Genomic DNA, 26,297 nt, shown 5'->3' with positions numbered 1-26,297 from the left:
CGTTCGCAGCACTTCCCAGACGGTTCGCTTAGCGGCAAGCTGTACGGGTGAGGGTTCGTGAATGGGATCCCCGGACCGCGTCGGCGGCGGAGATCCGGTCGCTCGTGGAGACGGTGAACGCGGTGCTCGCGACCGATCTCCCCGACGACCCGCCGTGGGTGGACGGACAGGTCCGCGACTACCTCTCCGAAACCATGCCTGGCGAGCGGCGGATCAGCTGGGTCGCCGAGGACGACCGGCTCCCCGAGGGCGAGAGCGAAATCTTCGCCGTTGTCAGCATGCTGCTGCTCGGTGACATCGGCGTGCTCGAGATAATGGTCAGTCCACGCCTGCGCCGCCGTGGGCTCGGCCGCCAGCTCGTGGCGGTCGCGGCCCGCCGGGCATACCTGGAGGGCTTCTCCACGATCGGCGTCGAAGCCATCGGCGGCACCCCGGCCATCGCGTTCTACGAGTCCCTCGGCTTCGAGCGTGAATTCGTGGAGACGCGCAGCGTGCTCACCCTGTCCTCGGTGGACTGGCCCGCCCTCACGGTCATGGCGGGCAGCATCGGAGCCGGCTATCGCGTCGAGTTCCACCCCGGCGGCCCGCCCGACCACCTGCTCGAGGCGTACGCGCAGGCCAAACTGGAAGCTCAGGACGACGACGACCTCGACCTGGCGCCCCGCTCCTCCGACCCGCAGCGGCTTCGTGACTCACTCGACACCCTCCACAAGCGCGGCCTGAAGCCGTACATTGTGCTCGCCCTGCACGACGAGAGCGGTGTCGTCGCCGGCCTGACCGAGGTCGTCGTCCCCGCCCACCACCCCGAACGCGCCGACCAGTACGACACGATCGTCGTACGGGAGCACCGCGGCCACGGCATCGACCGGGCGATCAAGGCCCGCATGCTGTTCGAGCTGCGCGCGGCCGAGGAAGGGCTGCGTGAGGTGCAGACCTGGAACGCCCAGCACAACGAGTCGATGCTCAAGGTCAACGCTGAACTGGGTTATCAGCCCGACCGCGACTGGTACGAGTACGGCGCCGACGTTTCGCAACTGGTACAAAGCCTCGAGTCCATCGACTAAGCTCAACCTTTGCGACCGGAAGACGGCCGACGCAAAACGCCGACGCAAACGCAACCGCCGGTCCGCCGTGGAGGCACCGTGCTGGGTCGCCCAAGACTCACCAGGCCGGCAAAGAACGCCGCCAGGCAGACAGAGGCCGCCGCCAGGCCAACTGAAGCCGCCAGGCCAACCGAAGCGGGCAGGCCAACCGAAGCGGGCAAGCCGACCAAAGCCGGGAAGCCGACCAGAACCGGGAAGCCGACCAAAGCCGCAAGGCCGGCCAAAAGCAGAAGCGCAAGACTTGCGACGTCGGTGACAGCCGCGCTTCTGGCCGCCGCAGGTCTGGCGCTGCCGGCCCCAGCCCACGCCACCGCCGGGCACGACCCGCTCACGACCGGAACCACCGCGCGTTCCCCGTACGCCCCGCCCACCGACAACGCCGAGAGCGGCAAGAAATACCAGGTGCACGGCGCCACCCCGCCCACCCTCGCCGACCCGCAGCGCGAACTCGCGATCGCCACCCTCTCCGTGGACAACCTGGACGAGGCCCGCCGGATCACGACCGGCTCGAACGCCCCCGACCTCATCCTCACGCGAGGGGCACAGGCCCAGGACATCTGCCACGTCGCCGGGATCGCACTGACCTGCGGAACCATCGGTGACGGCAAACCGGACTCCCTGCAGGAGCTCGCGCTGGTGATCAGCCGTAACGGCGGACCCGCGTACGACGTCGCAGCCGACCTCCGCGGCGCCGGCGCGCTGGGCACACTGTCCGGGTTCCTCTTCCGCGCCGAGAGGTTGTCGCTGTCCACCGCGCTGCTGAATGTCGGCGCTGACGTCGCCAACCCGCAGGCGTTCCAGCCCGACGTCGGCGGGAAATCCGCCCCGCAGATCGCGCTGTTCGAGGTGAAAGCCACCGCTGGCGCAGACGAGCACTACCCTCTGTGGGCGATCTCCGCCACGGAACAGACCGGGCACGCGGCCACGCTCATCGACGGCATCGAAGCCGCCCACCCGTACGCGCGGGTGGTGCTCGGCGGGGATGCGACCGGAACCGATGGCCTGAACGCCGTGTCCGCAGCGGCCCTTCTGGTCAACGACGCCCTGCACGGCGACCTGATCGAGGCGCGCGAAACCGTGGCCCGTTTCCACGCACAGGCCGGCCTGTCGGTCGGGGACGCCAGCGCGACAGAGGGCACCCCGCTGGTCTTCCCGGTCACGTTGACCCGGCCGCTGAGCCAGGCGCTGACGGTCTGCGCGGCCACCGTGCCGGGAACGACAACGCTCCCGAACGCGGACTACGAGCCGTACCGGGGTTGCCGGACAGTCCCGGCCGGCGCGATCCGGGCCGATTTCCCGGTTCAGGTGCGTGGTGACCGGCTGCGCGAGGGCAGCGAACAGCTGACGTTCGAGGTAACCGCCCTTTCCGCCGTACGGGTCGTGAAGAGCCGCGGAACGGGGACGATCACTGATCAGTAGCGGTTGCGCAGCAGCTGAGCCGCCTCGGTGGCCCAGTAGGTCAGGGTGATCTGCGCGCCCGCCCGCTTGATCGACGTCAGCGTCTCGAGGATGACCCGCTCGCGGTCGATCCAGCCGTTGCGGGCTGCGGCCTCGACCATCGCGTACTCGCCGGAGACCTGGTACGCCGCCACCGGCACGGTGACCCGCTCGTGGATGGCGGCGATCACGTCGAGGTAGGGCAGGGCCGGCTTCACCATGACGATGTCGGCGCCCTCGGCCACGTCGAGGTCGACCTCGCGCAGCGCCTCGCGCAGGTTCGGCGGGTCCTGCTGGTATTGCCGGCGGTCGCCCTGCAGCGTCGACTCGACGGCCTCACGGAACGGGCCGTAGAACGCGCCCGCGTACTTGGCCGAGTAGGCCAGCACCGAGACGTCCTGGTAGCCCGCCTTGTCGAGGGCACGCCGGACGACGCCGATCTGGCCGTCCATCATCCCCGACGGCCCCACCATGTGGACGCCCGCGGCAGCCTGCGCCACCGCCATGTCCGCGTAGATGGCCAGCGTCGCGTCGTTGTCGACCGAGCCGTCCTCGGCGAGCACGCCGCAGTGCCCGTGCGAGGTGAACTCGTCGAGGCACAGGTCGCTCATCACGACCGTCGAGTCCCCGACCTCGGAGATGAGGTCACGGATGCCGACGTTGAGGATGCCGTCGGGGTCGAGGCCGCACGAGCCGGTCTCGTCCTTGTTCGCGTTGTCCGGCACGCCGAACAGCATCAGCCCGCCGACCCCGGCGCTGACCGCCTCGTGGGCGGCCTTGCGCAGCGAGTCCCGCGAGTGCTGCATCACGCCGGGCAGCGAGCTGATCTCGCGCGGCTCGGTCAGCCCTTCGCGCAGGAAGAGCGGCAGCACCAGCTCGGCCGGCGCCGGCCGGGTCTCTTCGACCAGGCGGCGCAGGGCCGGGCTGCGGCGGAGGCGACGCGGACGGACATCCGGAAACGACATGACGAGTCCTCGCGGAATCAGCGGAAGCGGAGAGCGGTGGGTCCCTGGACCTTCGAGCCCCGGCGCTGCTTGGCCGGCATCGCGGCCAGCTTCTCGCGCAGTTCCACCGCGTACGATGCCAGCGCCTCGACCAGGTCCGGCACGCTGGCGTGCTGCGGCTGGACGTCGACGCGCAGGCCGAACTCGGTGGCCGTCTCGGCGGTCTTGGGGCCGATCACCGCGACGACCGTACGGGCGTGCGGCTTGCCGGCGATGCCGACCAGGTTGCGGACGGTGCTGGACGAGGTGAAGAGCACCGCGTCGAAGCCACCCGACTTGATCGCGTCGCGGATCTCGGCCGGCGGCGGCGCGGCACGCACCGTCCGGTACGCGGTCACGTCGTCCACCTCCCAGCCCCGCTCGATCAGCCCGGCGGCCAGGGTCTCGGTGGCGATGTCGGCCCGCGGCAGCAGCACCCGCCCGACCGGGTCCAGCACCTCGTCGTGGGGCGAGAACTCGGCCAGCAGCCCCTCGCTCGACTGCTCGTCCTTGGGCAGCAGCTCGGGCTGGATGCCGAACGCGCGCACGGCGTTCGCGGTGGCCTCGCCGATGCAGGCGATCTTCACACCGCCGAAGTGGCGGGCGTCGAGGCCGTGCTCGTCGAACTTCTCCCAGACCGCGCGCACGGCGTTGACCGAGGTGAAGACGACCCAGGCGTACCGGCCGTCGACCAGGCCCTTGACCGCGCGTTCCATCTGCGCCGGGGTGCGCGGCGGCTCGACCGCGATGGTCGGCACCTCGCACGGGATCGCGCCGTAGGCCCGCAGCCGGGCACTCATCGCGCCGGCCTGCTCCTTGGTGCGCGGCACCAGGACCTTCCAGCCGTACAGCGGGCGGTTCTCCCACCAGCTCAGCGTGTCGCGCTCGGCGACGTCGGTGCCGACCGTGAGCACCACGCGGCCGGTGAAGCCGAGCGCGGCGGCCACGAAGCTGTCGACCGTCGAGGTCGTCGTGTACTGCGTCTCGCCGGTGCCGTCGCCGGTCACCGCGACCGGGATGCCCGGCTCGACGCCCGCGGCCAGCAGGCCGTCACGCACGGCGGCAAGGTCGCCGGCGTCGACCGCCACGGCGAACGAGCCCTTGAGGGCGGCGGAGGCCAGCGCGTCGAAGTCGAGCGCGGACACGTCGCCGACGTCGGCCGTGACCCGCACGCCGGGCAGCGGAACACCCGCGTACGTGGCCACACCCTCGGCCTGGCCCAGGCCGGGCACCACCTCGAAGTGCACCGCGGTGCGAGCGACCGCCTGCACCTCCTTGACGACGGCCTCGTGCCCGAACGGGTCACCGGCCACCAGGTGCACGGCGGACAGACCGGACTTGGCCGCGGAGAGCAGCACCTTGGCGACGTCGCCGGGCGCTCCCTCGGCCGGGCTGAACTGAGCGTCCGGCTTGGCCTCGGACCGGATGGCCGTCAGCAGCGACTCGGGCACTCCACGGTCGTACACCACCTGGTCGGCCTCGGTGAGCGCGGCGTGGGCGCGGCGGGTCAGCAGTTCCGGGTCGCCGGGTCCGGCGCCGACGAACGCGATGCGTCCTGCTGGCTTGCGGGCGGTGCGGGTGGTCATTCTGTGCTCCCGATCAGGGTGTCGGCGCCGGCGTCGAGGAGATCGGCGGCGAGCGCCTTACCGATCTCCGCCGCGTCGGCGGGCGTTCCGGTGCGCGACAGCCGGATGGCTCGAACCCCATCCGGGCTGATCACCGCACCGCGCAGGTAAATCTCGTCACCGTCCTCGCCCTCGGCGAGTTCGGCGTGTGCCGCGACCGGGGCGGAGCACCCGGCCTCGAGCGTGGCGAGCATCGCCCGTTCCGCCGTGACGGCGGCCCGGGACGGTGCGTGGTCGAGCGTGGCCAGTAGTTCGACCAGGTCAGCGTCGTCGGCCCGGCACTCCACGGCCAGCGCACCCTGGGCCGGGGCGGGCAGCATGAGCATCGGGTCGAGCGTTTCCGCGATCTCGGCGACCCTGCCGATTCGCGCCACGCCGGCCCGGGCGAGAACGACGGCATCCAGATCGGCCTCGGGTCCGTGAACCCGGGCGATCCGGCTGTCGATGTTTCCGCGGATCGGCGTGACCTGCAACTCTAGGCCCAAAGCACGCAGTTGCGCGATTCGGCGCACCGCGCCGGTTCCGATCACGGAGCCCGGGGGCAGCTCGGCCAGCGTCCGGTTGCCCTGGGCGATCAGCACATCGCGGGGGTCCTCGCGCGACGGGACGGCGGCGATGTGCAGCCCCGGGTGCGCGCCGGTGGGCAGGTCCTTGTACGAGTGGACGGCGAAGTCGATCTCGCCGGCGATCAGCGCGTCACGCAGCGCCGAGACGAAGACACCCACGCCGAGCTGGGCCACCGGGGCCGACGAGCGGTCGCCGGTGGTGACGATCCGCACCAGCTCGACCGGACGTCCGGTGGCCGCGGTGAGGGCGTCGGCCGTCTGCTGCGACTGAGCGATGGCCAGCGCGCTGCCACGCGTGCCAAGACGCAATGGGGCACTCACGCCTGACCTCCGATCTCGGGAACCGCGTTCGCGGGTGTGGCATGTGGCACGTCCAGGTCGAACAGCTCGCGCAGCAGGGCGGCGTACTGATCACCACCGGGCTCGGCGGCCAGCCGGCGCACCCGTACGGTCGGCGAGTGCAGCAGCTGCTGGACGACGCGATGCAGCGTACGGGAAACATCGGCCCGTTGCTCCTCGCTCAACTCCGACCGGCGCGCGTACAGCTTGCGCAGCTCGGCCGTGACGACGTCCTCGGCCCGGGTGCGCAGCGCGGCCACAGTCGGCGCGATGTCGGCGCCGCGCAGCCATCCCAGGAAGTGCTCGACCTCACCGGCGACGATCTGCTCGACGGCGGCGGTCTCGGCCGTGGCGGGCATCGAGCGGCGGCCGGCGGCCAGGCTGTCGATGTCGATCACGGTCACGCCGGGGACACCCGCCGCGTCGGGCGCCACGTCCCGCGGCACAGCCAGGTCGAGCACTACCAGCGGCGCCGCGGCCTCCAGACGGGCCCGGGTGAGCACCGGCTCGGTCGACGCGGTGGCCGAGACGACCAGGTCGGCGTCGCGCAGGGCGGCGTCCAGCTCGTCGTAGGAAACAGCGACGGCCCCGTACGCCTCGGCCAGCCGATCGGCTCGCGCGGCGCTCCGGTTGGTGATCTGCAGCGGTCCGACCCCGGCCCGGGTCAGCGTGGCGACGGAGAGCGCACCCATCGCGCCCGCACCGATCACCAGCGCCCGCCGGCCGGTCAGGTCGCCCAGCTCGGCCTCGGCCACGTCGAGCGCGGCGGTCACGACGCTCTGCCCGGCCCGGTCGATGCCGGTCTCGGAGTGCGCCCGCTTGCCCACCCGCAGGGCCTGCTGCATCAACTCGTGCAGCAGCCGTCCGGCCGTGTCGGCCTCGGTGGCCGCGTGATAGGCGTCGCGCAGCTGTCCGAGGATCTGCGACTCCCCCACCACCATGGAGTCGAGGCCGCTGGAGACCTTGAACGAGTGCAGCACCGCCGCCTCGTCGTAGTGCACGTAGAGGTGGCCGGCGAGCTCGGTGGCCGGGATGCCGGACACCTCGGAGAGCACGTTGCAGATGTCGCCGAGGCCGCCGTGGAACGAGTTGACCGCCGCGTAGATCTCGACCCTGTTGCAGGTGGAGAGGAGCACCGCCTCACCGACGAACGGCTGCGCGACCAGCTTCTCGAGCAGGCCGGGAACCGCGTCGTCGGCAATGGTGAGCCGCTCGAGCGTGGCGACATCGGCGGTGCGATAGGACGCACCGACGCTGAGGAGATTCACGACCCGACCGCCTCCTGGTTGCCCGCCGTGGCGGACCGGCCGCCCGGCAGCGCCGTCAGCGATGCCTTGCGGTGTTCGTGGAATGAGAGGATCTGCAGCTCGATGGCCAGGTCGACCTTGCGAACGTCGACGTTGGCGGGCACCGAGAGCACGCACGGAGCGAAGTTCAGAATGCTGGTGACGCCCGCGTCGACCAGCACGTCGGCCACGGCCTGGGCGGCGCCGGCGGGGGTGGCGATCACGCCGATCGCGATGTTCTCCTCGACGGCGACCCGGCCCAGTTCCTCGATGTGCCGGACGACCAGGCCCTGGATCTCTTCGCCGACCTTCGCCTCGTCGGCGTCGAACAGCGCGACGATCTTGAAGCCACGGCTGGCGAACCCGTCGTACCCGGCCAGCGCGTGACCGAGGTTACCCAGCCCGACCAGGCAGACCGCCCTGCGCTGGTCGAGACCGAGCACGTACTCGATCTGCTCGATCAGCAGGCTCACGTCGTAACCGACGCCGCGGGTGCCGTACGACCCGAGGTGGGAGAGGTCCTTACGGAGCTTGGCCGAGTTGACCCCGGCCGCCGCGGCGAGACCCTCGCTGGAGATCGTGTCGGACCCGCCCTCGCCCAGGTTGTGCAGGGCGCGCAGGTATTCGGGCAACCGTGCGATGGTGGCCTCCGGCAGATCCGGGAAGGCCGACACCGCACCGGCGCGGTCGCCTGGGGTGTTACCGGGCGTGACTCCGTGACGCTGCTGGCTCATCTGACTCCGTGCCGACGAGGTGGCGAACCTGCGAACCCTCGGGCGCCTGGATCAAACCGGCTGTGCTACCGGGGTTCTTCGACATGAAGACTAAGCGCTTGTGAAGGCGTGCACAAATCGCGATCTTGGTCGCGCAGGTGGACAAAGATCATCTAGCGTGATAATGACCCGAACCGTTGAAGTATGACCGGTTCGCCCGTGCACCGACCACCCTGCTACAGCGTACGAGCGATCGCGACCGCTTCGACCAGAGTGTCCGCCACCGGACGGCCCGAGGCGCGCAGCCGGGACGGGTCGGTGAACCCGCCGGTGTAGAGGACGATCTCGCCACCCACCGCGTCGGCCGCCGCGGCGTCGTCGAGGGAGTCGCCGATCAGCACGACCTGGCTGCCGGTCAGCCCCAGCTCGGACAGGTGCTCGGCCAGATGGCCGGCCTTGAGGTGCCCGCCGATCTCGGTGCGCAGCCCGTCGACCCTGGTGAAGACCCCGGCCAGCCCGTACGTCTCGATCGCCGGCACCAGCTCGGTGTGGAACCACATGGACAGCAGTGACTGCGAGCCCTGCCACTCCTTCAGCGCCGCCGAGGCGTCCGCGGCCAGCGTCATGTCGGTCAGCCCCAGCCGGTACGCGTCGTGGAAGATCCGGTCGAGCCGGCCGAACTCCTCCTCGTCGACGGCGCGCCCGAGGATCTCGGCATAGAACTCGGCCACCGGGCGGCGGAACCGGCTGCGGTGCTCGTCGGCGTCGACCTGGCGCCCGCCCACCGCCGTGAACGCCTCGTTCGTGGACGAGACCACCAGGCTGAGGTCGTCGAGCAGGGTGCCGTTCCAGTCCCAGACAAGATGAGTGCGCGCCACGGCGAACAACCTACAGGCGAGGCGCTCCGGGCGGCTTCTCGAGATCGCGCAGCAGCCGCGATTCCTCGACCCGCCAGTAGCCGTGCTCGGCCCCGTCGAGCAGCACGACCGGCACCCGGTCGCCGAAGTCCCGTTCCAGCTCGATCGACGAGTCGACGTCGACCCGCTCCCACTGACCGGGCAGGATCCGATCGAGCACCGCCTCGGCGTCCTCGCACAGGTGGCAGCCCGCGCGGCTGATCAAGGTCACCCGGCTCATGAGTGCAGCTCCCTCTTGCGGACCTTGCCGGTTGCCGAGTGGGGAAGCTCACGCACCAGCTCGACGGTCGGCAGCTTGAACCGGGCGAGCTGCGCGGCGCAGAAAACCTGCAGCTCGGCCGGGGTGGGCGGCGGGTCGATGGCGGCCACGACGTACGCGTGCGGCCGCTGCCCGGAGTCGTGATCGGGCACACCGACCACGGCCGACTCGGCGACCCCCGGATGCGCGCCGAGCACCCGTTCGATCTCGGCCGGATAGACGTTGAAGCCGTGCACCAGGATCAGCTCGTCGATCCGGTCGACCAGGTGCAGGTCGCCGTCGCCGTCCGCGTAGGCCACGTCGCCGGTGGCCCACCAGCCCTGGGCATCGGGTCCGCCGCGCCCGTCGGGCCAGTAGCCGGAGAAGAGGTTGGCCCCGCGCACCACGATCTCACCCGGGTCGGTGCCGGCCACGTCCTCGACGGAGAGGTCGAGCTCGGCCAGGTCTTCCTCGGGCGAGGCGGTGCCGTCCTCCCAGAGCACCGGCCCAGCCGCCGAGCGCAGCCGCAGCGAGACCCCGGGCAGCGGCCGGCCGATCGAGCCGGGCTTGCCGCGGTCGCTGACGGCGGTGGTGGTCAGCACGGGCGCGGTCTCCGTCAGCCCGTACCCGACCAGGATGCTCTTGCCGGTGGCCGCGCCGAACCGGGCCATCTCGTCGGGCACGAGCGGCGCCGCCCCGCACACGGCGGTTCGCACGCTGCGCAGCGCGATCTTCACGCTCGGCTGCCGGGACCAGGCCGAATACATGCCGGGCACGCCCACCACCACGGTCACCGCCCGTTCGGCGATCACGGCCAGCGAGGCGGCCGCGTCGAACCGGTCGATCAGCACGCCGGTCGCCGCGTGATGGGCGACGCTGCCGAGGCCGGTGTTCAACCCGTACGCGTGAAACATCGGCACGGCCAGCAGCACGACGTCGTCCGGGCCCACGACGGGCGGGTCGATCGCGTCGAGCTGATCGTGGTTGGCGGCCAGCGCGGCGTGCGTGAGCATCGCGCCCTTGGGCCGCCCGCTGGTGCCCGAGGTGTAGAGCAGCACGGCGAGGTCGCCGGCGGACACGTGCGGCAGCTCCCCTTCCGGCCCCTCAAGATCAAGGCTTGCCCGTACGCGGGGAGGGCTGCCCCCGGGCGAGTCATCGGCGCCCACGACCAGGGCCGCCCCCGAATCGGCGAGGACGTGATCAAGCTCGTCGGCTGTGTACCCGGGGTTGAGCGGCACGGCGACCCGCCCGGCCCGCAGCACCCCGAAGTAGCTCACCACGAACTCGATCGAGTTGCCGAGGACGATCGCGACCCGCTCGCCCGGCGGCGCCAGCGCGGCCACCCGGTGCGCGGCCGCGGTCACCCGTCGATCGAGCTCGGACCAGGTCAACTCGGCGTCGGTAGTGATCAGCGCCAGGCTCTCGGGCCGGCGCGCGGCGGCCCCGGCGACCGGGTCGCGGGCTGCTTCGTCCACGAGGCAGAAGTCTCGCACAAACCGCCACGGAAGTGGGCGGCGGACAGGCTGTCCGTCGCGCGAACACCCGTGTCGGTCATCGTGGCAGACGTTCCTTGTGTCTTGTCTGCGCCACTTCGTACTATTTTCGCGCAGCGCACACGGAGTGCGACTCCGTGTGTTCGGTGTCCGTGATACTTCGCGTCTGAGTAACGGACTCCACAGCCATGGGTGAGGTCGGTCTGCCGAAAGCAGGCCACTTCACCCGTTTTGCTATGAGTGATCACCCCTCATCCCGAGGAGGCCGCTGTGCCACAAGCACGAAAATTCTGCGAATCCCAGTCTGGCGGGACGGATACGCAGCCGGAGCAGAGCCGCCGGGTCGAGGAGGCGCAGTGAGTCATGTTCACGCCGGGGATCCGTACCGCCCCAGCCTCGCCGACAGCTTGACGGGCCTCCGCCACTCGGTCGACGACATGATCGCCCACACCATTCGTGGTGACAGCCCCAAGCGCACGCGTAACCGCCCGCATGTCAACGAGTCGCCGAGCCAGCGGATGTCCCCGAGCGGCAACTCCAAACCGATGGCCGGAGGTGGACGGGTGGCCGTGCCCGGACGGCCGGCCATGCCCGCGCAGCCGACCGCGGGCCAGCGCAGCAACCTGCCCGACGCCCCGCCGGGCGAGCAGACCGTCGTGGTGCCCGCGCAGAGCACCACAGGTCCGCAGCGCGACACCGAGCCGCCGAAATACCCGGCCCGCCCCGACCCCGGTGACGCCGCGGCCGAGGTGTGGGCGCTGGTCGAACGGGCCCAGGCCGGCGAGGCCGAGGCGTTCGGGCTGATCTACGACCGGTACGTCGACACGGTGTTCCGCTTCGTCTACTTCCGGGTCGGCAACCGCCAGCTCGCCGAGGACCTGACGTCGGACACGTTCCTGCGCGCGCTCAAGCGCATCGGCAGCTTCACCTGGCAGGGCCGTGACCTCGGGGCCTGGCTGGTCACGATCGCCCGCAACCTGGTCGCCGACCACTTCAAGTCCGGCCGGTACCGCCTCGAGGTGACCACCGGGGACGTGCTCGACGCCGACCGAGAGGCACGGGGGCCCGAGGGCAGCCCCGAGTCGTCGGTGGTCGACCACATCACCAACGTCGCCCTGCTGACAGCGGTCAAGCAGCTCAACCCGGAACAGCAGGAATGCATCGTGCTGCGGTTCCTGCAGGGCTTCTCGGTGGCCGAGACGGCACAGACGATGGGCAAGAACGAAGGAGCGATCAAGGCGCTGCAGTATCGAGCCGTCCGAGCCCTGGCCCGCCTCCTGCCGGACGGATTCCAAGCGTGACGGCCGGCACCGAGCGGCGGCCGGCCGTGGCGCCGAGGGGCCACACGAACCGTGAGCACGGCGTGACGCGGCTCTCGCCCCTTACCCGATACCGGCCGTTGTCCCCCGTAACCGGGGACGCGTGTCGCGCGTTTGTCCGAGTGCGACCCCGGGAGGCACTGTCGGCCACCGGCATCGTCGCGACCGCCGGCGACGCTGCCGGCGCGACATTCACGAGCGAGGGGAGGTGCCCGCGGTGAGATTCGATTTTCTGGACCGGCGGAGCGCCGAGCGCTTCGCGGAGCTTCTCGACGAGACCACCGGCGGCCCCCGGCACCACAGCCGCGGTCCGGCCGACGAACAGCTCGCCGAGCTGGTCGCCATCGGCAACAGCCTGTCCGGGGCCCGGCCCGGGGCCCGGGTCGATCCCGAGTTCCGCACCGGGCTGCGGGCCATGCTGGTCGCCACCGCCGAGCGGGACGGCATCGGCCGCACCGCGACCGCCGTCGACGAGCCCGCCACCGCGATACAGCCCGGCACAGCCCGCTCCGGCCGGCTGAGGGCGGGACTTCTCGGCCACGGCGGCCGCATCCGGGCCCGTGGCGCGATCGTCATCGGCGTCGCGGCCGGCGCGCTCGCGGTCTCCGGCATCTCCGCTGCCAGCGAGAACGCATCACCGGGCGACGCCCTGTACGGGGTCAAACGCTCGACCGAACGGGCCCAGCTGGCGATGGCCGGCTCGGACGTCACCCGGGGACAGCTGTCCCTGGACTTCGCCCGCAACCGGCTCGCCGAGGCGGTCGCGATGAGGGGCGACGACGCCGGGTTCGCCGGCGTGCTGGACGACATGGACGCCGACACCCGCAAGGGCGTCAAGCTGCTGACCACCTCGGCCGTCGCCCGCAAGGACATCAAGCCGCTGGCGACGATCGACACGTTCGCCGAGCAGCAACGCCGGACGCTGAGCCCGGCACTGGGCCGGTTCTCGCCCGGCAACCAGGAACGAGCGCTGAAGTCGATCACGCTGCTCGACTCGGTCAGCGATCGCGCCGAGTCCCTGCGTACGGGATTGGCCTGCGGCACCGTCACCGCGGCGGGCTCCGACGCGCTGGGGCCGAAGCTGAAGGGCTGCGCCCCGGGAGCAGACACGGACGACCAGACCTCGTCGAGGCCGTCGGGGCACGCGGGCAAGCCGGCCACCCGCCCGGGCAGCAAGACGGACCCGACGACCGACCCGCAGCGCGCTGATCCGGCCGTGACGCCGAGCGCCTCGTCAGGCGCTGCTGTGACGGGTCAGCGCACCAGGACGAGTTCCCCGGCCCTGCCGCCGGGTGGCACCCCGGTGCAGTCGACGTCGCCGCCCGACCTGGGTGAGACGGTGCCCAAGCTGGGCGACGAGCAGGAGGACCCGCTGGGTGGCCTGCTCGGCGGGCTGCTCGGCAACAGGTAGCGGCGCAAGCAGCGGACATGGCGAGGGGCGGTTGCCGGGAGTTACCGGTGCCGCCCCTCAGCTGTCACTATAGGCGCACAAGCCGTCACGATCCAGTCACTGCCGGTTACAAGCCGAACGCGTCCGGACGTCTCTCCAGCAACTCCAGCAGCGTGGCCTGAATCGTCTCGCGCACCTGGTCGGCCAGGTTGTAGACGACCATCGGATCGTCGGCCAGGTCGGTCAGGTGCTCGGTCGGGATCGGCGGGCAGAACTGGATGAGCCACTTGCTCGGCAGCGGCACCAGGCCCAGCGGGCCAAGCCACGGGAACGTCGGGGTGATGGGAAAATAGGGCACCCCGAGCAGGCGGGCCAGCGGCTTGATGTCGGCCAGGATCGGATAGATCTCTTCGGCGCCCACGATCGCCACCGGGACGATCGGGGTGCCGGTGCGCAGCGCCGCCGAGACGAACCCGCCCCGCCCGAAGCGCTGCAGCTTGTAGCGGTCGGCGAAGGGCTTGCCGATGCCCTTGAACCCCTCGGGGAAGACACCGACCAGCTCGCCCGAGCTCATCAGGCGCTCGGCGTCGGGGTTGCACGCCACGGTGGCGCCCGACTTGCGGGCCAGTTCGCTCACCACGGGCATGCGGAACACCAGGTCGGCGCCGAGCAGGCGCAGGTGCCTTTCCTCGGGGTGCTGGTCGCGGATCGCCACGCCCAGCATCAGCGCGTCGAGCGCGAACGTGCCGGAGTGGTTGGCCACGACCAGGGCGCCGCCCTTGGCCGGCACGTTCTCGATGCCGAAGACCTCGGTGCGGAACCAGTCGCGATGCAGCACCCGCAGCAGCGGCTGGAACACGGCGTCGTTGAGTTCGGAGTCGAAGCCGAACTCGTCGACCTCGTAGTTGCCGGTGAGCCGCCGGCGCAGGAACGCCAGGCCGCGGGCCACCCGCTGATCCCAGACATCGAGGGTGTCCGGCTCGGGCTCGCCGCCGTGGGGCCCGTTCCCGTTCATCGTCGGCACCTCCGGGATCGGGCGACGGCCGTTGACCCGTACCGGCTCGGCCGGCCGGGGCAGCGTGAAGTCAGCGTGTCCCGGCAGCATGTCGCGAAATTCGTCCTGACTCAACGCCGGTCACCACCCGCGGCGCCGGCCCGTACCCGGCGGATCCCGTCGAGGATCGCCTTTTCCGCCGCGGCGAGCCGGTCGGAGGTCAGCGACGAGCCGTTGGCGTGGCCCTTGATGAAGTCGTCGAACGCCTCGGCCGTCGTGCGCGGCGTGAAGCCGAACTCGCGGACCAGGCGGCTCGTGTCGACCACGCGGCCGTGCACGAACAGATCGATCTGGTCGAACCCGATCTGGCCCACGCCCACGTTGCGGGCCACCCCGGCCAGGGTGGACAGCGTGCCCTCGGGCAGCGGCACCGAGATGCGCCCGGCCCGCCGGATGGCCTGCGAGAGCGTCAGGATGCCGGCGCCGGCCACGTTGAAGGTGCCCGGGTGCTCCTCGACGATCGAGCGGTGCAGGATCTCGAGGGCGTCGTCGACGTGCACGAACTGCAACCGGGCGTCCCGGCCGAGCACGGTCGGCACCACGGGCTGGGAGAAGTAGCCGGTCAGCGACGTGTCGGCCGTCGAGCTGATGAACGGCGCGAAGCGCAGCACGGTGGCCGACACCTCAGGGCGACGGCGCCGGAACCCGCGGACGTAGCCCTCGATGTCGAGGATGTCCCGCGCGTACGAGCCGCGCGGCACCGCCCGGGGCTCGGTGTCCTCGGTGAAGACGCCGGGGTCGCGGAACGACGCGCCGTAGGCAGCTGTCGACGAGCGCACCACGAGCTTGCGCAGCCGGGGCGCGGCCTGCGCGGCGGCGAGCAGCTGCATCGTGCCGATGACGTTCTGCTCTTTCATCGCGGCCCGGCCGTGCTGCGGGTCGGGCGCGCTGGTCACCGCGAGGTGCACGACAGCCTCGGCGCCGAGGTCCGCGATGGCGCCGGACGCGGCCCGGGCATCGGCCCGGATCAGCTCGACGTCGGCCAGCAGCTCACGCAGAGCCGTGGGCGGTTCGTGCGGATCCAGGCCGACAACACGGTCGACCCGGGAATCTGCTGCGAGGCGAGCGGCCACGCGGGCGCCGAGATACCGGCTGACTCCGGTGACCACCACAACGCTGGGCGGAGAGGTCACGTCGTGCGCACCTTCCCATGCCGCTGGGAAAACAGTGGCGTGCGGCAAGTGTCCGACCGGCCGGGATTCACACCCGGCCGCGGATCACTTGCCGAGACGACGACGCTGGACGCGGGTCTTGCGCAGCAGCTTGCGGTGCTTCTTCTTCGCCATACGCTTGCGGCGCTTCTTGACCACGGAGCCCATACGAAATGCCTCTCGAAACCTGGTGGCTCGGCCGGGCGCGCCCGAGGCGGCACCCGAATCCGATCTGATTCGACGGCCCCGGAGCACGCGGCCACCGGGAACCAACCGCACCAGCGTACCGGCCCGTCCGGGGCCGAGCCAAAACGACCCCGGTGGACCCGCCTACGCGGTCTGCGAGAAAGCGCCGCGGAGATATTCGTGCACGGCGTGCTCGGGGACGCGGAACGACCGCCCGACGCGGACGGCGGTGAGGTCACCCCCGTGCACCAGCCGGTAGACCGTCATCTTCGAGACCCTCATCAGGGCGGCCACCTCGGCCACGGTCAGGAACCGCACCTCCGAGAGCTTCTCCTCGGCCTGGGCTGGACCTGTCATGTGTCGCACCGATCCTTTCGCAGCACAGCCGCGGCGACCCGAGAGGTCTTGCGACGCGGCGGCAAACGTGCGTGTCATAAGGACGGTATCGATACAGCTGTGACCAACGCGATACGTTCCGTGAAAAAGGCCAGAAAAAGTCAAGGCCGACACGCCGGATCTGTTGGTGTTTAGACCGAATTGTTGCCCCTGGGGCAGCTAGCGGCCGACCAGACCGCGTCCGAGAACGGTCACGTTGCGCGGGCGCTCGGCCAGCCGGCGCATCAGATAGCCGTACCACTGCTCCCCGTACGGCAGGTAGACGCGCACCACGTTGCCGCTCGCGGCCAGCCGGGCCTGTTCCTCGGCACGTACGCCGTACAGCATCTGGAACTCGTACTCGTCGGCGGTGCGATCGAACCAGCGCGCCCTGTCCTCGGCGATGGCGATCAGCCGGGGGTCGTGGGTGGCCACCATCGGGTAACCCTTGCCCGACATCAGGATGTTGAGGCAGCGCACGAACGACTTGTCGATGTCGAGCGCCGACTGGAACGCGACCGACTCCGGTTCCACGTACGCCCCCTTGCAGAGCCGCACCCGCGAGCCGATGGTGGCCAGCTCCCGGCAGTCGCCCTCGGTGCGCCTCAGGTGGGCCTGCAGCGCCGCGCCCGTGCCCGGGTGGTCCTTGCGCAGCTCGGCCAGGATCTCGAGGGTGGAGTCGGTGAGGGTGTGGTCCTCCGCGTCCAGCGTCACCGTCGTGCCGGCCTCGGCGGCGGCCGCGCAGACCGCCTGGGCGTGCTCGTGAGCGAGCTTCTCGTCGAGCCGCTGCCCGAGGGCCGAGAGCTTCACGCTGATCTCGGCGGCCGGGGTCAGCCCGGCCCCCTTGAGCTTGCCGAGCAGCGCGCGGTACTCGTCGCGGACGGCCACCGCCTGTTCCACGCTGCGGGTCTCGGCCGCGAGATGGTCGAACGTGATCGCCAGCCCGTCGTCCGCCAGCGTGCGGCCGACGCGCAACGCCTCGCCGGCATCACTGCCGGCCACGAACTTGGCGACGGCTTTCCGGCTGACGGGGGCGGAGCCGGCCAGGCGGCCGAGACGATCCGAACCGGCGGCGGCCAGGAGCAGGGAACGGAGCATGTTCCGAGGGTATCGTCCGGAACACCCGGTATCGCGGGAGTGTCACCCCCGTGGCCCGGTGGGCGTAGTCGGCCACAACGCTGATGTCCGCCCGGCTCTCAGGCGGCTACCTTTGTCGGGTGAACTTCGATGCGTACGCCCGGACCGCGGTCGACCTCGTGAACGCGGAACTGGGTGATCTCGCCGGGCTGCGGGCCCTGTTCGCCGACGAGCAGGGTTGGATGCGGGACGAGGTCGTCGAGAAGGACGTGGCGATCTTCCGCCGCGCCCAGCGCCGTCTGCGCGAGGTCTTCGAGTACGGCACGTCCGGCCGCGACGCCGAGGCGGTCAAGGAGCTCAACTCGCTGCTCGAGGTCTTCCCGGTGCAGCCCCGCATCTCCGGCCACGACGCCGCCGACTGGCACATGCACGTCACCAGCCGCGGCTCGTCGGTCAGCGCGGAATACCTGGCCGGCGCCGTCTGGGGCCTGTCGGTGTGGCTGTGCGAGTACGGCAGCGCCCGCTTCGGCATCTGCGCCGACGAGCGCTGCGGCAACGTCTATCTGGACACGTCCTCCAACAACTGCCGGCGTTTCTGCTCCGAGCGCTGCGCCACCCGTTCCCACGTGGCCGCCCACCGCGCCCGGAAGCGCGCAGCTCTCACGCCCGCGTGACCGCCGGCGCCGCCGATTTCGCCGGGTTTACGCCCGCGTGATCGCGGGCGTCGCCGATTCGGCCGGGGCCAGGTGCTTGCGGGCGAACTCGAGGGACTCGCGCAGGTCGGCCTCGCGGACGGCGCGGCTGGCCGCCTTGCGGGTGGAGACCTCGAGCGCCACCGAGCCCCGGAAGCCGCGGGCCGAGAGCGACCTCAGCAGCTCCGCGCAGGGCTGATTACCCCGGCCGGGCACCAGGTGCTCGTCGCGGCCCTCGCCCGTGCCGTCGCCCAGGTGCACGTGCTTGAGGCCGGAACCCATCTTGTCGGCCATGCCGAGCGCGTTGATCCGCGACGCGGCGCAGTGCGAGAGATCGAGCGTGTACGCGTCGAAGCCGGTCTCGGTCGGGTCCCAGCCCGGCGTGTAGGGCACGAACCAGCGGCCCGCCATCTTGACCGGAAACATGTTCTCGACAGCGAAGGCCAGGTCGGGGTGCCGCGCCTGCACCTTGGCCAGACCGGCGGCGAAGTTCTTGGCATAGTCACGCTGCCAGCTGAACGGCGGGTGCACCACGACCGTGGGCGCGCCGAGCGTCTCGGCGAGCTGGGCGGCCCGGTTGAGCCTTTCCCACGGGTCGGGGCTCCAGACCCGCTGGGTGACCAGCAGGCACGGGGCATGGACCGAGAGCACCGGCAGGTCGTAGTGCTCGGACAGACCTTTCAGCGCGCCGGCGTCCTGACTGACGCGGTCGGTCCACACCATGACTTCTAGGCCGTCGTAACCGACCGTGGCCGCCATTTCGAACGCGGCGGCCGTCGGCTCGGGAAAGACCGACGAGCTGGACAGGAGCACGGGAACGCGGGAACTCACAGGGTCAAGGGTAGACCCGATTGTCGCGAGCGCCGTCTCCTCGACCGGGTATATGCGGCCATACCGGGCGCCATCGCGGCACGGGTCACCTGCGCGCGTACGCTGTCGCGAGTGAGCCGCCGTACCCCGATCCGCATCACCCTCGACCCCGCGGCAGCCGAGCGCGCCGCCGAGGTCGGTCTCGACTTCCCTCGTGAATGGATCGAGTTCCTCGACCCCGACGACGAGAAGCACCTCGTACGGGCCGACCTGACCTGGTTGCTGTCCCGCTGGACCTGCGTTTTCGGCTCCGCCTGTCACGGCATCGTGGCCGGCCGAGCACAGGACGGCTGCTGTTCGCACGGCGCGTTCTTCACGGATGCCGACGATGAGAACAGGGTCAAGGCGGCCGCCCAGAAGCTGACACCGGAGACGTGGCAGCACTACCGCCGCGGGTTCAAGAACTACACCGAGGTGGACACGATCGACGGGTCCAAGCCGGCCCGGCGTACGGCGATCCAGTCCGAGGACGGGCCATGTGTGTTCCTGAACGACGCGGACTTCGCCGGGGGTGGCGGCTGCGCGCTGCACGCCCAGGCGTTGCGTGACGGCCGGCACCCGCTGGAGTACAAGCCGGACGTCTGCTGGCAGTTGCCGGTGCGCCGCGAGCAGGACTGGGTCAAGCGGCCGGACGGGTCGAAGGTGCTGCAGTCGACGCTGACCGAGTTCGACCGGCGGGGCTGGGGACCGGGCGGGCACGACCTCGACTGGTGGTGCACCTCGTCGCCCGAGGCCCACGTGGGCAGCGACCCGATGTACATCTCGTACGCGCCCGAGCTGATCGCGTTGATCGGCCAGGCGGCGTACGGGAAATTGGCCGAACTGTGCGACGCCCGGCTCAAGACCGGCGTGATCGCGATGCACCCGGCGACAGTGGCCGCCGAGGGCCCCAAGAAGCGCGGCGGACGTGAGCCCGCCGCGCCGCCGAAGTCCTGATCCTTACGGCTCGAACTTGTAGCCCAGGCCACGCACGGTGACGATGTAGCGCGGCGCGGACGGCTCCGGCTCCACCTTGGAGCGGAGCCGCTTGACGTGGACGTCGAGGGTCTTGGTGTCGCCGACGTAATCGGCGCCCCAGACCCGGTCGATCAGCTGGCCACGGGTGAGCACCCGGCCGGCGTTGCGCAGCAGCAGCTCGAGCAGCTCGAACTCCTTGAGCGGAAGCTGCACCCCGGCGCCGTCGACGGTGACGACGTGCCGCTCGACGTCCATCCGCACCGGACCGGCGGCCAGCGTCGGGGTCGACACCTCGGCCGCCTCGGCGCCCTGGCGGCGCAGCACGGCCCGGATCCGAGCGACCAGCTCGCGCGGCGAGTACGGCTTGGTCACATAGTCGTCGGCGCCGATCTCCAGGCCGACAACCTTGTCGATCTCGCTGTCCCGGGCGGTGACCATGATGATCGGCACGGCGGAACGCTGCCGCAGCTGACGGCACACCTCGGTGCCGGACATCTCAGGCAGCATGAGGTCGAGCAGCACGATGTCGGCGCCGGTCCGGTCGAACTGCGTCAGCGCCGAGGTCCCGGTCGGGGCGACCGACACCTCGAAACCCTCCTTGCGCAGCATGTACGACAGGGCGTCGGAGAACGACTCCTCATCCTCGACCACGAGCACGCGGGCCAATGTGGTTCCTTCCATCTTCCGGTGACCGGGGCTAGCGCCCGGCCGCACCGGACTCGATCTCAATTGCCGTCGGTAACGGCAAGGGGGCTTCGGGGGGTCGCGCCGGCAGGCGCAGGGTGAACGTCGAGCCGTCGCCCAGGCTGCTGGTCACGCTGACCCGGCCGCCGTGGTTGGTCGCGATGTGCTTGACGATGGCCAGGCCCAGGCCGGTGCCGCCGGTGGAGCGGGAACGGGCCTGGTCGGCGCGGTAGAAGCGCTCGAAGATGCGGTCGACGTCGTGCGGTGCGATGCCGATGCCCTGGTCGGCCACGTCGATCTCGACCCAGTCGTCGTCCTGACGCAGGGTGATCTCGACCTTGGTGTCCTCCCCGGAGTACGCGATCGCGTTCTCCACCAGGTTGGTCACCGCGGTGGCGACCTGGCTGTCGCTGCCGTAGACTGTGGCGCTCTTCGGGCCGGTGTAGACCACCTCGATGGACTTGGCCGACGCGGTGGTGCGGGTGCGGTCGATGACCTCGGCGATCACCCAGTCGACCGCGACCGGTTCGGGGGTGGGCAGCGGCTCGGCGCCCTGCAGCCGGGTCAGTTCGAGCAACTCGCTCACCAGGCGCCCCATCCGGGCCGACTCATGGTGGATGCGCTCGGCGAACCGGCGGGCGGCCAGCAGGTCCTCGTTCTGCTCCTCGGCCGGGTCGGCGGCGGGCAACTGGGTCGCGTCGAGCAGCGCCTCGGCCAGCAGCTGCAGCGCGCCGATCGGGGTCTTGAGCTCGTGGCTCACGTTGGCGACGAAGTCCCGGCGGACCCGGGCCAGCCGGTGCGACTCGGTGACGTCGGCCGCCTCGACCGCGACGTGCGTCTGGTTGAGGGCGACGGCGCGCAGGTGCAGTCCGAGCGGTGCGTGAGCGGCGCCGGCGCGACCCCGGGGCAGATCAAGTTCCACTTCCCGCCGTACGCCCGTACGCCGCACCTGGCCGGCCAGCGTCCGCAGGATGGGGTGGGCCGCGATCGTGCCCGGCGCCCCGCCCGAGCGCAGCAGGCCCATCGCCCGGGCGGCCGGGTTGACCAGCACCGGATGGTCCTCGGCGTCGAGCACCACCACACCGACGCGCAGCGAGTCGAGGCTCTTGCGACCGAGCCCCTTCATGCCGTGCTTGCCGGTGTGCGGCTCCTCGGTGTCGATGGCGCGTCCCCCCTCGTGCGGCCGGCGGCCGTCGGACTTCTTGCCCGGACCGGGCGACCTGCGGGCACGACCGATCGCCAGCCCCGCGACCACGCCGACGACGAGCGTGGCGAGGATCGCCGGGATGCCGTATGCCAGGTCCACGCTGCGATCGTAGGGTCATTGTTTACCTGGCTACTAGTACGAGCCGGACAAAACGGGCGGGCGTCGAATAATGTTCACCACTGCGTCCGGCGTCGTTCATCGCCGTTCACGTGACCGCCGCCCTGCCCGCTTAGCGTGGGGCCGGTCAAGGCCGTGCCCCTGCCGGGGACGGCGCGAGCGAACCGGCGGGACGAGGACATGCGCGAGGAGTTCCAGGCCGACCTCAACGAGGTCAGCCGCCTGATGGTCACCATGGCGGAAGCTGTACGGGAGGCGATGCGGAAGGCGACCAAGGCCCTGCTCACCGCCGACCTCAAGGCGGCCGAGGCCGTGATCGAGCGCGACCACGAGGTCGACGAGCTCAACAGCCAGGTCGAGGCCAAGGTGGCCGACACCATCGCCCGCCAGGCGCCGGTCGCCTCCGACCTGCGGATGGTCATCACCGCCCTGCACATCGCGGCCGACCTCGAGCGGATGGGTGACCTGGCCGAACACGTGGCCAAGACGGCGAAGCGGCGGCACCCGTCACCGGCCGTGCCGGCCGAGCTGCGCCCGGTCTTCCAGGGCATGGCCGAGGTGGCCGACCAGATGGCCGAGAGCATCGCCGGGCTGCTGGCCAAGCCGGACGCCGAGCGGGCGGCGCGGCTCGAACGCCAGGACGACGAGATCGACGAGCTGGAGCGCCGGCTCTTCAAGATCATGCTGGACGACGACTGGCCGTACGGGGCGGAGACCGCGATCGACGGCGCGCTGCTGGGCCGCTTCTACGAGCGGTACGCCGACCACGCCGTCAACGTCGGCGAGCAGCTGGTGTACCTCATCACCGGAGAGCCTGTGCGCGACTGAGCATTACCGGCGGGGACGGGACGCCACGGGGGCGTCCCGTCCCCATTTCTCAGCGTCCCTGGTTGGCGACCGCGGCCGCCGCTTCCTTGGCCGCCTCGGGGTCGAGGTATTCGCCGCCCGGCTTGAGCGGTCGCAGGTCGTCGTCGAGGTCGTACCGCAGCGGGATCCCGGTCGGGATGTTCAGCTTCGAGATCGCCTCGTCGGAGATGTTGTCGAGGTGCTTGACGAAGGCCCGCAGCGAGTTGCCGTGCGCCGCCACCAGCACCGTCTTGCCGGCGCGCAGGTCCGGCACGATCTCGTCGTACCAGTAGGGCAGGGCCCGCACCAGCACGTCCTTGAGGCATTCGGCCTTCGGCTTGGCCTCCGACGGCAGGAAGGCGTACCGCGGGTCGTCGAACTGCGAGAACTCCGAGTCGGCCTCGATCGGCGGCGGCGGCACGTCATAGGACCGGCGCCAGAGCATGAACTGCTCCTCGCCGTACGTCTCGAGGGTCTGCTTCTTGTCCTTGCCCTGCAGGGCGCCGTAGTGGCGCTCGTTCAGCCGCCACGACCGCTTCACCGGGATCCAGTGGCGGTCGGTGATGTGCAGCGCGATCTCGCTCGTCCGGATGGCGCGGCGCAGGACGCTGGTGTGCACCACGTCCGGCAGCACGCCGGCCTCCTTCAGCAGCTCGCCGCCGCGGCGTGCCTCGGCCTCCCCCTTGGCGTCGAGGTCGACGTCGACCCAGCCGGTGAAGAGGTTCTTGGCGTTCCACTCGCTGTTGCCGTGTCGCAGCAGCACCAAAGTCCCTGTCATGCCCTCCATCCTGCCGCAGCGCGCCGAAGCACGCGCGGAGACCCTCAAGTGGCGACCACCACGTGGAAACCCGGTTGCGCCACACCCTAGGTTGTAAGGGAATAACGCCTGGGCGCTACTTACGGGGGAACGACGTGCGGGGTTGGTTCGACCAGGCTGTGGGTGGTCTGCCGAGGCAGTTCTGGCTGCTCTGGACGGGCACGCTGATCAACCGGCTCGGCTCGTTCGTCGTGATCTTCCTGGCCATCTACCTCACGGCCGACCGGCACTTCACGCAGAGCCAGGCGGGGCTGGTCATCGGCCTCTACGGCGTCGGCGGCGCGCTCGGCACGACGCTGGGCGGGGTGCTGGCCGACCGCTGGGGCCGCAAACCCACGATGCTGACCGCCCAGTTCGGCGCGGCGGCCCTCATGCTGGCGCTCGGTTTCGCCCACGACTACGGCCAGATCCTGGCCGCGACGTTCACGCTGGGCCTGTTCAGCGAGGCCGTGCGGCCGGCGTTCTCGGCCATGATGGTCGACATCGTGCCCGAGAAAGACCGGGTACGGGCGTTCTCGCTCAACTACTGGGCGATCAACCTGGGCTTCGCGCTCTCCGCGGTCGGCGCCGGGCTGGCCGCCAAGGTCGACTACTTGCTGCTCTTCGTGGTCGACGCGGGCAGCACCCTGATCACGGCGCTGATCTGCCTGATCTTCCTCCACGAGACCCGGCCCGCCGTCCGTTCGCCGAGCCGCGGGCGGCGCGACTCCGGCGGCATGATCACCGCGCTGCGCGATCGCGTCTTCATGGCGTACCTGCTGGTCTCGCTCCTGGGCATCGTCGTGATGATGCAGCACATGTCGACGCTCCCGATCGCGATGACGGCGGAGGGCTTGTCGGCGGCGACGTACGGGTGGGTGATCGCGGTCAACGGCGTGCTGATCGTCCTGGGGCAGTTGTTCGTGCCCCGGCTGATCGGCGGGCGCTCGCCGTCCCGGGTGCTGGCGCTGGGCTCGCTGATCATCGGCCTCGGTTTCGGTTTGACCGCGTTCGCCCATGCGTCCTGGTTCTTCGCGCTGAGCGTCGTGATCTGGACGCTCGGCGAGATGATCCAGTCGCCGAGCAACGCGACCACCGTGGCGGCGCTGTCCCCCGCCTCGATGCGTGGCCGTTACCAGGGCCTGAACTCGCTGAGCTGGTCGGCCGGCACGGCCCTGGCCCCGATCGCGGGCGGCCTCACCCAGGAGCATCTCGGCAACACGGCCCTGTGGCTCGGCTGCTTCCTCGTGTGCGCCCTGGCCGCGGCCGGGCATCTGGTGGCCGGGCCGAGCCGGCAACGGCGGATGCGGCAGCTCGCCTCCGCTTTCGAGCACCCGGCGCCGGAGCCTCTGCCGGCCGCCGAGCCGCTGCCCGTGGCCGCGGGTTCCGAGCCTCCCCCCGCGGGCGACCGAGCCGCATGAGCGCCGGGCCTCCAGCCGCTGTCCCCCGGGTCCTTCCGTACGGCGGCCGACTCAGCGTTCGAGCGGATCTGCCGGTAACGTCTGATCTGTTAAGACGGTTACCTGTTGTGGGGGCGCGGCGTTGCGGGCATGGCTGCGGGACACGGCGGGCGGGCTGTCGGCCACGTACTGGTACCTCTGGTCCGGTCTGCTGATCAACAAGGTCGGCGGCTTCGCGGTCCTGTTCCTCTCGCTCTACCTGACCTCACAACGCGGCGCGGGAGCCGCTCAGGCAGGACTCGTCGTGGGGACGTACGGGATCGGGGGTTTGATCGGAACCCTGGCCGGCGGCGTGCTGACCGACCGCTGGGGACGGCGGCGCACGCTTCTGACCTCACACTTCACGACCGTCGCGGCCCTCGTCGCGCTGGCCCTGAGCACCGGCCTGGGCCCGATCGCGGTGTTCTGCGCGCTGCTCGGGGTGGCGCAGTCGATGGCCGGTCCCGCGTTCGTGGCCGCGATCATCGACGTGACCCCGGCCGGGAAACGGTCGCGCGCCTTCAACCTGCAGTTCTGGGCGCTCAACCTGGGGCTGGCGGGGGCTTCGCTGCTGGCCGGGTTGCTGGCCCGGTGGAGTTACCTGGGGCTGTTCCTCATCGACGCGGCATGCACGCTGGTCACCGGCGTGCTGATCGCCTGGAAAGTGCCGGAGACACTGCGAAGCCCTGTCGCCCGGCACGCCCGTGGCGGGCTCGGCACCGTGCTGCGCGACCGAATCTTCCTGGTGTTCACCGGGCTCACCCTGGTCCAGGCGTTGATCTACACCCAGAGCAACACGATCGTGCCGCTCGCCATGCACGCCGACGGGCTGTCGCCGGCCGCGTACGGCTCGGTGGTCGCCCTCGGCGGGGCGCTGATCGTGCTCGGGCAGCTCTTCGTGCCGAAGCTGATCGACGGGCGGCCCAAGCATCGAGTGCTGGCGCTGGCCCTGCTCGTCGACGGCCTCGGCTTCGGACTGCTGGCGTTCGCCGATCACGTCGCCTGGTATCTGCTCGCGGCGGCGGTCTGGACCGTCGGCAGCATGCTCGCCGCACCACCCAACGCCGAGATCAACTCGGAGCTGGCGCCGCTCGCCTTGCGCGGCCGATACCAGGCGGTGTTCTTCCTGACGTTCCCCGCGGCGTCGTTTCTGGCCCCGGCACTGGGCGGCGCGGGGCTGGAATATCTGGGCGACGCGCACTGGCTGGTGGTGGGCGCGCTCGGGGCGATCGCCGCGGCGCTGCACCTGGTGGCGGGGCCGCCCCGCGAACGCCGGGTGGCCGCTGTCCGCCACGAAACCGCCGCGGTCGCGGACGTGCGCTGACGCCACACCGCGACCCGAGCATGCCCGGCCACCGACAGTTTTTCTGGTCGCATCAGCCCACCGCCACCCCCAGCCACCCAGGGACGGAGGGGACTTTACGCCGCGGCGGGAGC

At 70.9% G+C, this 26,297-nt stretch carries 26 protein-coding genes; 9 read left to right on the top strand and 17 right to left on the bottom strand.

Features of this window, described 5'->3' with window-relative positions; genetic code table 11:
• Positions 1-47: 47 nt before the first annotated feature.
• Together C8E87_RS18795 and C8E87_RS18790 are read left to right on the top strand one after the other, a co-directional pair.
• Positions 48-1,064, top strand: coding sequence for a GNAT family N-acetyltransferase (locus C8E87_RS18795; protein WP_133874302.1), 1,017 nt, complete (start codon positions 48-50; stop codon positions 1,062-1,064).
• A 291-nt stretch (positions 1,065-1,355) separates the two neighbouring features.
• Positions 1,356-2,522: a hypothetical protein gene (locus tag C8E87_RS18790; protein WP_133874301.1), complete on the top strand. Its 1,167-nt coding sequence runs from the start codon at positions 1,356-1,358 to the stop codon at positions 2,520-2,522.
• On the opposite strand, the gene hemB is transcribed toward C8E87_RS18790, so the two are convergent.
• The 8 genes from hemB to C8E87_RS18750 all read right to left on the bottom strand — a co-directional run bounded on the left by hemB (position 2,516) and on the right by C8E87_RS18750 (position 10,682).
• A complete protein-coding gene (gene hemB / locus C8E87_RS18785) occupies positions 2,516-3,505 on the bottom strand; it encodes a porphobilinogen synthase (RefSeq protein ID WP_133874300.1) in 990 nt (329 codons plus the stop codon). The genes C8E87_RS18790 and hemB overlap by 7 nt on opposite strands.
• 17 nt (positions 3,506-3,522) lie before the next feature.
• Positions 3,523-5,109, bottom strand: a complete 1,587-nt coding sequence (locus C8E87_RS18780; protein ID WP_133874299.1) for a bifunctional uroporphyrinogen-III C-methyltransferase/uroporphyrinogen-III synthase — start codon at positions 5,107-5,109, stop codon at positions 3,523-3,525.
• Positions 5,106-6,035, bottom strand: coding sequence for a hydroxymethylbilane synthase (gene hemC, locus C8E87_RS18775; RefSeq protein ID WP_133874298.1), 930 nt, complete (start codon positions 6,033-6,035; stop codon positions 5,106-5,108). The genes C8E87_RS18780 and hemC overlap by 4 nt, the downstream gene beginning before the upstream one ends.
• Positions 6,032-7,321, bottom strand: a complete 1,290-nt coding sequence (locus C8E87_RS18770; protein ID WP_133874297.1) for a glutamyl-tRNA reductase — start codon at positions 7,319-7,321, stop codon at positions 6,032-6,034. Before C8E87_RS18770 ends, hemC begins: the two co-directional genes overlap by 4 nt.
• Positions 7,318-8,073, bottom strand: coding sequence for a redox-sensing transcriptional repressor Rex (locus C8E87_RS18765; protein WP_133874296.1), 756 nt, complete (start codon positions 8,071-8,073; stop codon positions 7,318-7,320). Before C8E87_RS18765 ends, C8E87_RS18770 begins: the two co-directional genes overlap by 4 nt.
• Positions 8,074-8,288: 215 nt before the next feature.
• Entirely contained in the window at positions 8,289-8,930 is a 642-nt protein-coding gene (locus C8E87_RS18760; protein ID WP_133874295.1) for an HAD family hydrolase, read from the bottom strand.
• A 10-nt stretch (positions 8,931-8,940) separates the two neighbouring features.
• On the bottom strand, positions 8,941-9,189 hold the full coding sequence (locus tag C8E87_RS18755) for a glutaredoxin family protein (protein WP_133874294.1): 249 nt from the start codon (positions 9,187-9,189) through the stop codon (positions 8,941-8,943).
• Positions 9,186-10,682, bottom strand: coding sequence for an AMP-binding protein (locus C8E87_RS18750; protein ID WP_239079792.1), 1,497 nt, complete (start codon positions 10,680-10,682; stop codon positions 9,186-9,188). Before C8E87_RS18750 ends, C8E87_RS18755 begins: the two co-directional genes overlap by 4 nt.
• Positions 10,683-11,137: 455 nt before the next feature.
• On the opposite strand from C8E87_RS18750, the gene C8E87_RS18745 reads away from it, so the two are divergent.
• Positions 11,138-12,001 carry an ECF subfamily RNA polymerase sigma factor, BldN family gene (locus C8E87_RS18745; protein ID WP_133876926.1) on the top strand — a complete coding sequence of 288 codons (864 nt, stop codon included), beginning with the start codon at positions 11,138-11,140 and terminating at the stop codon, positions 11,999-12,001.
• Positions 12,002-12,236: 235 nt separating this feature from the next.
• A complete protein-coding gene (locus C8E87_RS18740; RefSeq protein ID WP_239079791.1) occupies positions 12,237-13,430 on the top strand; it encodes a DUF5667 domain-containing protein in 1,194 nt (397 codons plus the stop codon).
• A 106-nt stretch (positions 13,431-13,536) separates the two neighbouring features.
• Here the strand turns inward: C8E87_RS18740 and C8E87_RS18735 are convergent, their stop codons facing one another.
• From C8E87_RS18735 to C8E87_RS18715, 5 genes are all read right to left on the bottom strand, one after another.
• Complete coding sequence (locus C8E87_RS18735; protein ID WP_133874291.1) at positions 13,537-14,538, bottom strand: lysophospholipid acyltransferase family protein; 1,002 nt, start codon at positions 14,536-14,538, stop codon at positions 13,537-13,539.
• Complete coding sequence (locus C8E87_RS18730; protein WP_133874290.1) at positions 14,535-15,596, bottom strand: NAD-dependent epimerase/dehydratase family protein; 1,062 nt, start codon at positions 15,594-15,596, stop codon at positions 14,535-14,537. Before C8E87_RS18730 ends, C8E87_RS18735 begins: the two co-directional genes overlap by 4 nt.
• 84 nt (positions 15,597-15,680) lie before the next feature.
• Positions 15,681-15,782 (bottom strand): 30S ribosomal protein bS22, encoded by a 102-nt coding sequence (locus tag C8E87_RS18725; protein ID WP_007465623.1) that lies wholly within the window; start codon positions 15,780-15,782, stop codon positions 15,681-15,683.
• A 162-nt stretch (positions 15,783-15,944) separates the two neighbouring features.
• Positions 15,945-16,157 carry a helix-turn-helix domain-containing protein gene (locus C8E87_RS18720; protein ID WP_133874289.1) on the bottom strand — a complete coding sequence of 71 codons (213 nt, stop codon included), beginning with the start codon at positions 16,155-16,157 and terminating at the stop codon, positions 15,945-15,947.
• Positions 16,158-16,355: 198 nt separating this feature from the next.
• Positions 16,356-17,273, bottom strand: a complete 918-nt coding sequence (locus tag C8E87_RS18715) for a proline dehydrogenase family protein (protein WP_133874288.1) — start codon at positions 17,271-17,273, stop codon at positions 16,356-16,358.
• 119 nt (positions 17,274-17,392) lie between these two features.
• Between C8E87_RS18715 and C8E87_RS18710 the strand changes: the two genes are divergently transcribed.
• Positions 17,393-17,926, top strand: a complete 534-nt coding sequence (locus C8E87_RS18710; RefSeq protein ID WP_133874287.1) for a CGNR zinc finger domain-containing protein — start codon at positions 17,393-17,395, stop codon at positions 17,924-17,926.
• 27 nt (positions 17,927-17,953) lie between these two features.
• On the opposite strand, the gene C8E87_RS18705 is transcribed toward C8E87_RS18710, so the two are convergent.
• Positions 17,954-18,775 carry a sugar phosphate isomerase/epimerase family protein gene (locus C8E87_RS18705; protein WP_203720403.1) on the bottom strand — a complete coding sequence of 274 codons (822 nt, stop codon included), beginning with the start codon at positions 18,773-18,775 and terminating at the stop codon, positions 17,954-17,956.
• A 111-nt stretch (positions 18,776-18,886) separates the two neighbouring features.
• Here C8E87_RS18705 and C8E87_RS18700 point away from each other — a divergent pair, with 111 nt between their 5' ends.
• Positions 18,887-19,750 (top strand): DUF3109 family protein, encoded by an 864-nt coding sequence (locus tag C8E87_RS18700; RefSeq protein ID WP_239079790.1) that lies wholly within the window; start codon positions 18,887-18,889, stop codon positions 19,748-19,750.
• A 3-nt stretch (positions 19,751-19,753) separates the two neighbouring features.
• Here the strand turns inward: C8E87_RS18700 and C8E87_RS18695 are convergent, their stop codons facing one another.
• The gene (locus C8E87_RS18695; protein WP_106127927.1) at positions 19,754-20,437 is read right to left on the bottom strand and encodes a response regulator; all 684 of its coding nucleotides are present in this window, start codon (positions 20,435-20,437) and stop codon (positions 19,754-19,756) included.
• Between the two features lie 31 nt (positions 20,438-20,468).
• Positions 20,469-21,761: a sensor histidine kinase gene (locus tag C8E87_RS18690; RefSeq protein WP_239079789.1), complete on the bottom strand. Its 1,293-nt coding sequence runs from the start codon at positions 21,759-21,761 to the stop codon at positions 20,469-20,471.
• Positions 21,762-21,959: 198 nt separating this feature from the next.
• Between C8E87_RS18690 and phoU the strand changes: the two genes are divergently transcribed.
• The gene (phoU, locus tag C8E87_RS18685) at positions 21,960-22,607 is read left to right on the top strand and encodes a phosphate signaling complex protein PhoU (RefSeq protein ID WP_133874286.1); all 648 of its coding nucleotides are present in this window, start codon (positions 21,960-21,962) and stop codon (positions 22,605-22,607) included.
• Between the two features lie 49 nt (positions 22,608-22,656).
• Here the strand turns inward: phoU and C8E87_RS18680 are convergent, their stop codons facing one another.
• Positions 22,657-23,412, bottom strand: a complete 756-nt coding sequence (locus C8E87_RS18680; RefSeq protein WP_133874285.1) for a phosphoglyceromutase — start codon at positions 23,410-23,412, stop codon at positions 22,657-22,659.
• A 125-nt stretch (positions 23,413-23,537) separates the two neighbouring features.
• Between C8E87_RS18680 and C8E87_RS18675 the strand changes: the two genes are divergently transcribed.
• Positions 23,538-24,842: an MDR family MFS transporter gene (locus tag C8E87_RS18675; protein ID WP_133874284.1), complete on the top strand. Its 1,305-nt coding sequence runs from the start codon at positions 23,538-23,540 to the stop codon at positions 24,840-24,842.
• Between the two features lie 121 nt (positions 24,843-24,963).
• A complete protein-coding gene (locus C8E87_RS18670) occupies positions 24,964-26,184 on the top strand; it encodes an MDR family MFS transporter (protein ID WP_133874283.1) in 1,221 nt (406 codons plus the stop codon).
• Positions 26,185-26,297: the final 113 nt, after the last annotated feature.

Source organism: Paractinoplanes brasiliensis (genome assembly GCF_004362215.1).
Lineage (GTDB): Bacteria > Actinomycetota > Actinomycetes > Mycobacteriales > Micromonosporaceae > Actinoplanes > Actinoplanes brasiliensis.
This window is presented reverse-complemented; position numbering and strand designations above follow the sequence as displayed.

What these genes read in the sequence shown, in the direction of transcription:
- hemB (WP_133874300.1), bottom strand. Translation starts at nt 3,505, where the DNA reads ATGTCGTTTCCGGATGTCCGTCCGCGTCGCCTCCGCCGCAGCCCGGCC.
- C8E87_RS18780 (WP_133874299.1), bottom strand. Translation starts at nt 5,109, where the DNA reads ATGACCACCCGCACCGCCCGCAAGCCAGCAGGACGCATCGCGTTCGTC.
- C8E87_RS18765 (WP_133874296.1), bottom strand. Translation starts at nt 8,073, where the DNA reads ATGAGCCAGCAGCGTCACGGAGTCACGCCCGGTAACACCCCAGGCGAC.
- C8E87_RS18755 (WP_133874294.1), bottom strand. Translation starts at nt 9,189, where the DNA reads ATGAGCCGGGTGACCTTGATCAGCCGCGCGGGCTGCCACCTGTGCGAG.
- C8E87_RS18745 (WP_133876926.1), top strand. Translation starts at nt 11,138, where the DNA reads ATGATCGCCCACACCATTCGTGGTGACAGCCCCAAGCGCACGCGTAAC.
- C8E87_RS18725 (WP_007465623.1), bottom strand. Translation starts at nt 15,782, where the DNA reads ATGGGCTCCGTGGTCAAGAAGCGCCGCAAGCGTATGGCGAAGAAGAAG.
- C8E87_RS18720 (WP_133874289.1), bottom strand. Translation starts at nt 16,157, where the DNA reads ATGACAGGTCCAGCCCAGGCCGAGGAGAAGCTCTCGGAGGTGCGGTTC.
- C8E87_RS18715 (WP_133874288.1), bottom strand. Translation starts at nt 17,273, where the DNA reads ATGCTCCGTTCCCTGCTCCTGGCCGCCGCCGGTTCGGATCGTCTCGGC.
- phoU (WP_133874286.1), top strand. Translation starts at nt 21,960, where the DNA reads ATGCGCGAGGAGTTCCAGGCCGACCTCAACGAGGTCAGCCGCCTGATG.
- C8E87_RS18680 (WP_133874285.1), bottom strand. Translation starts at nt 23,412, where the DNA reads ATGGAGGGCATGACAGGGACTTTGGTGCTGCTGCGACACGGCAACAGC.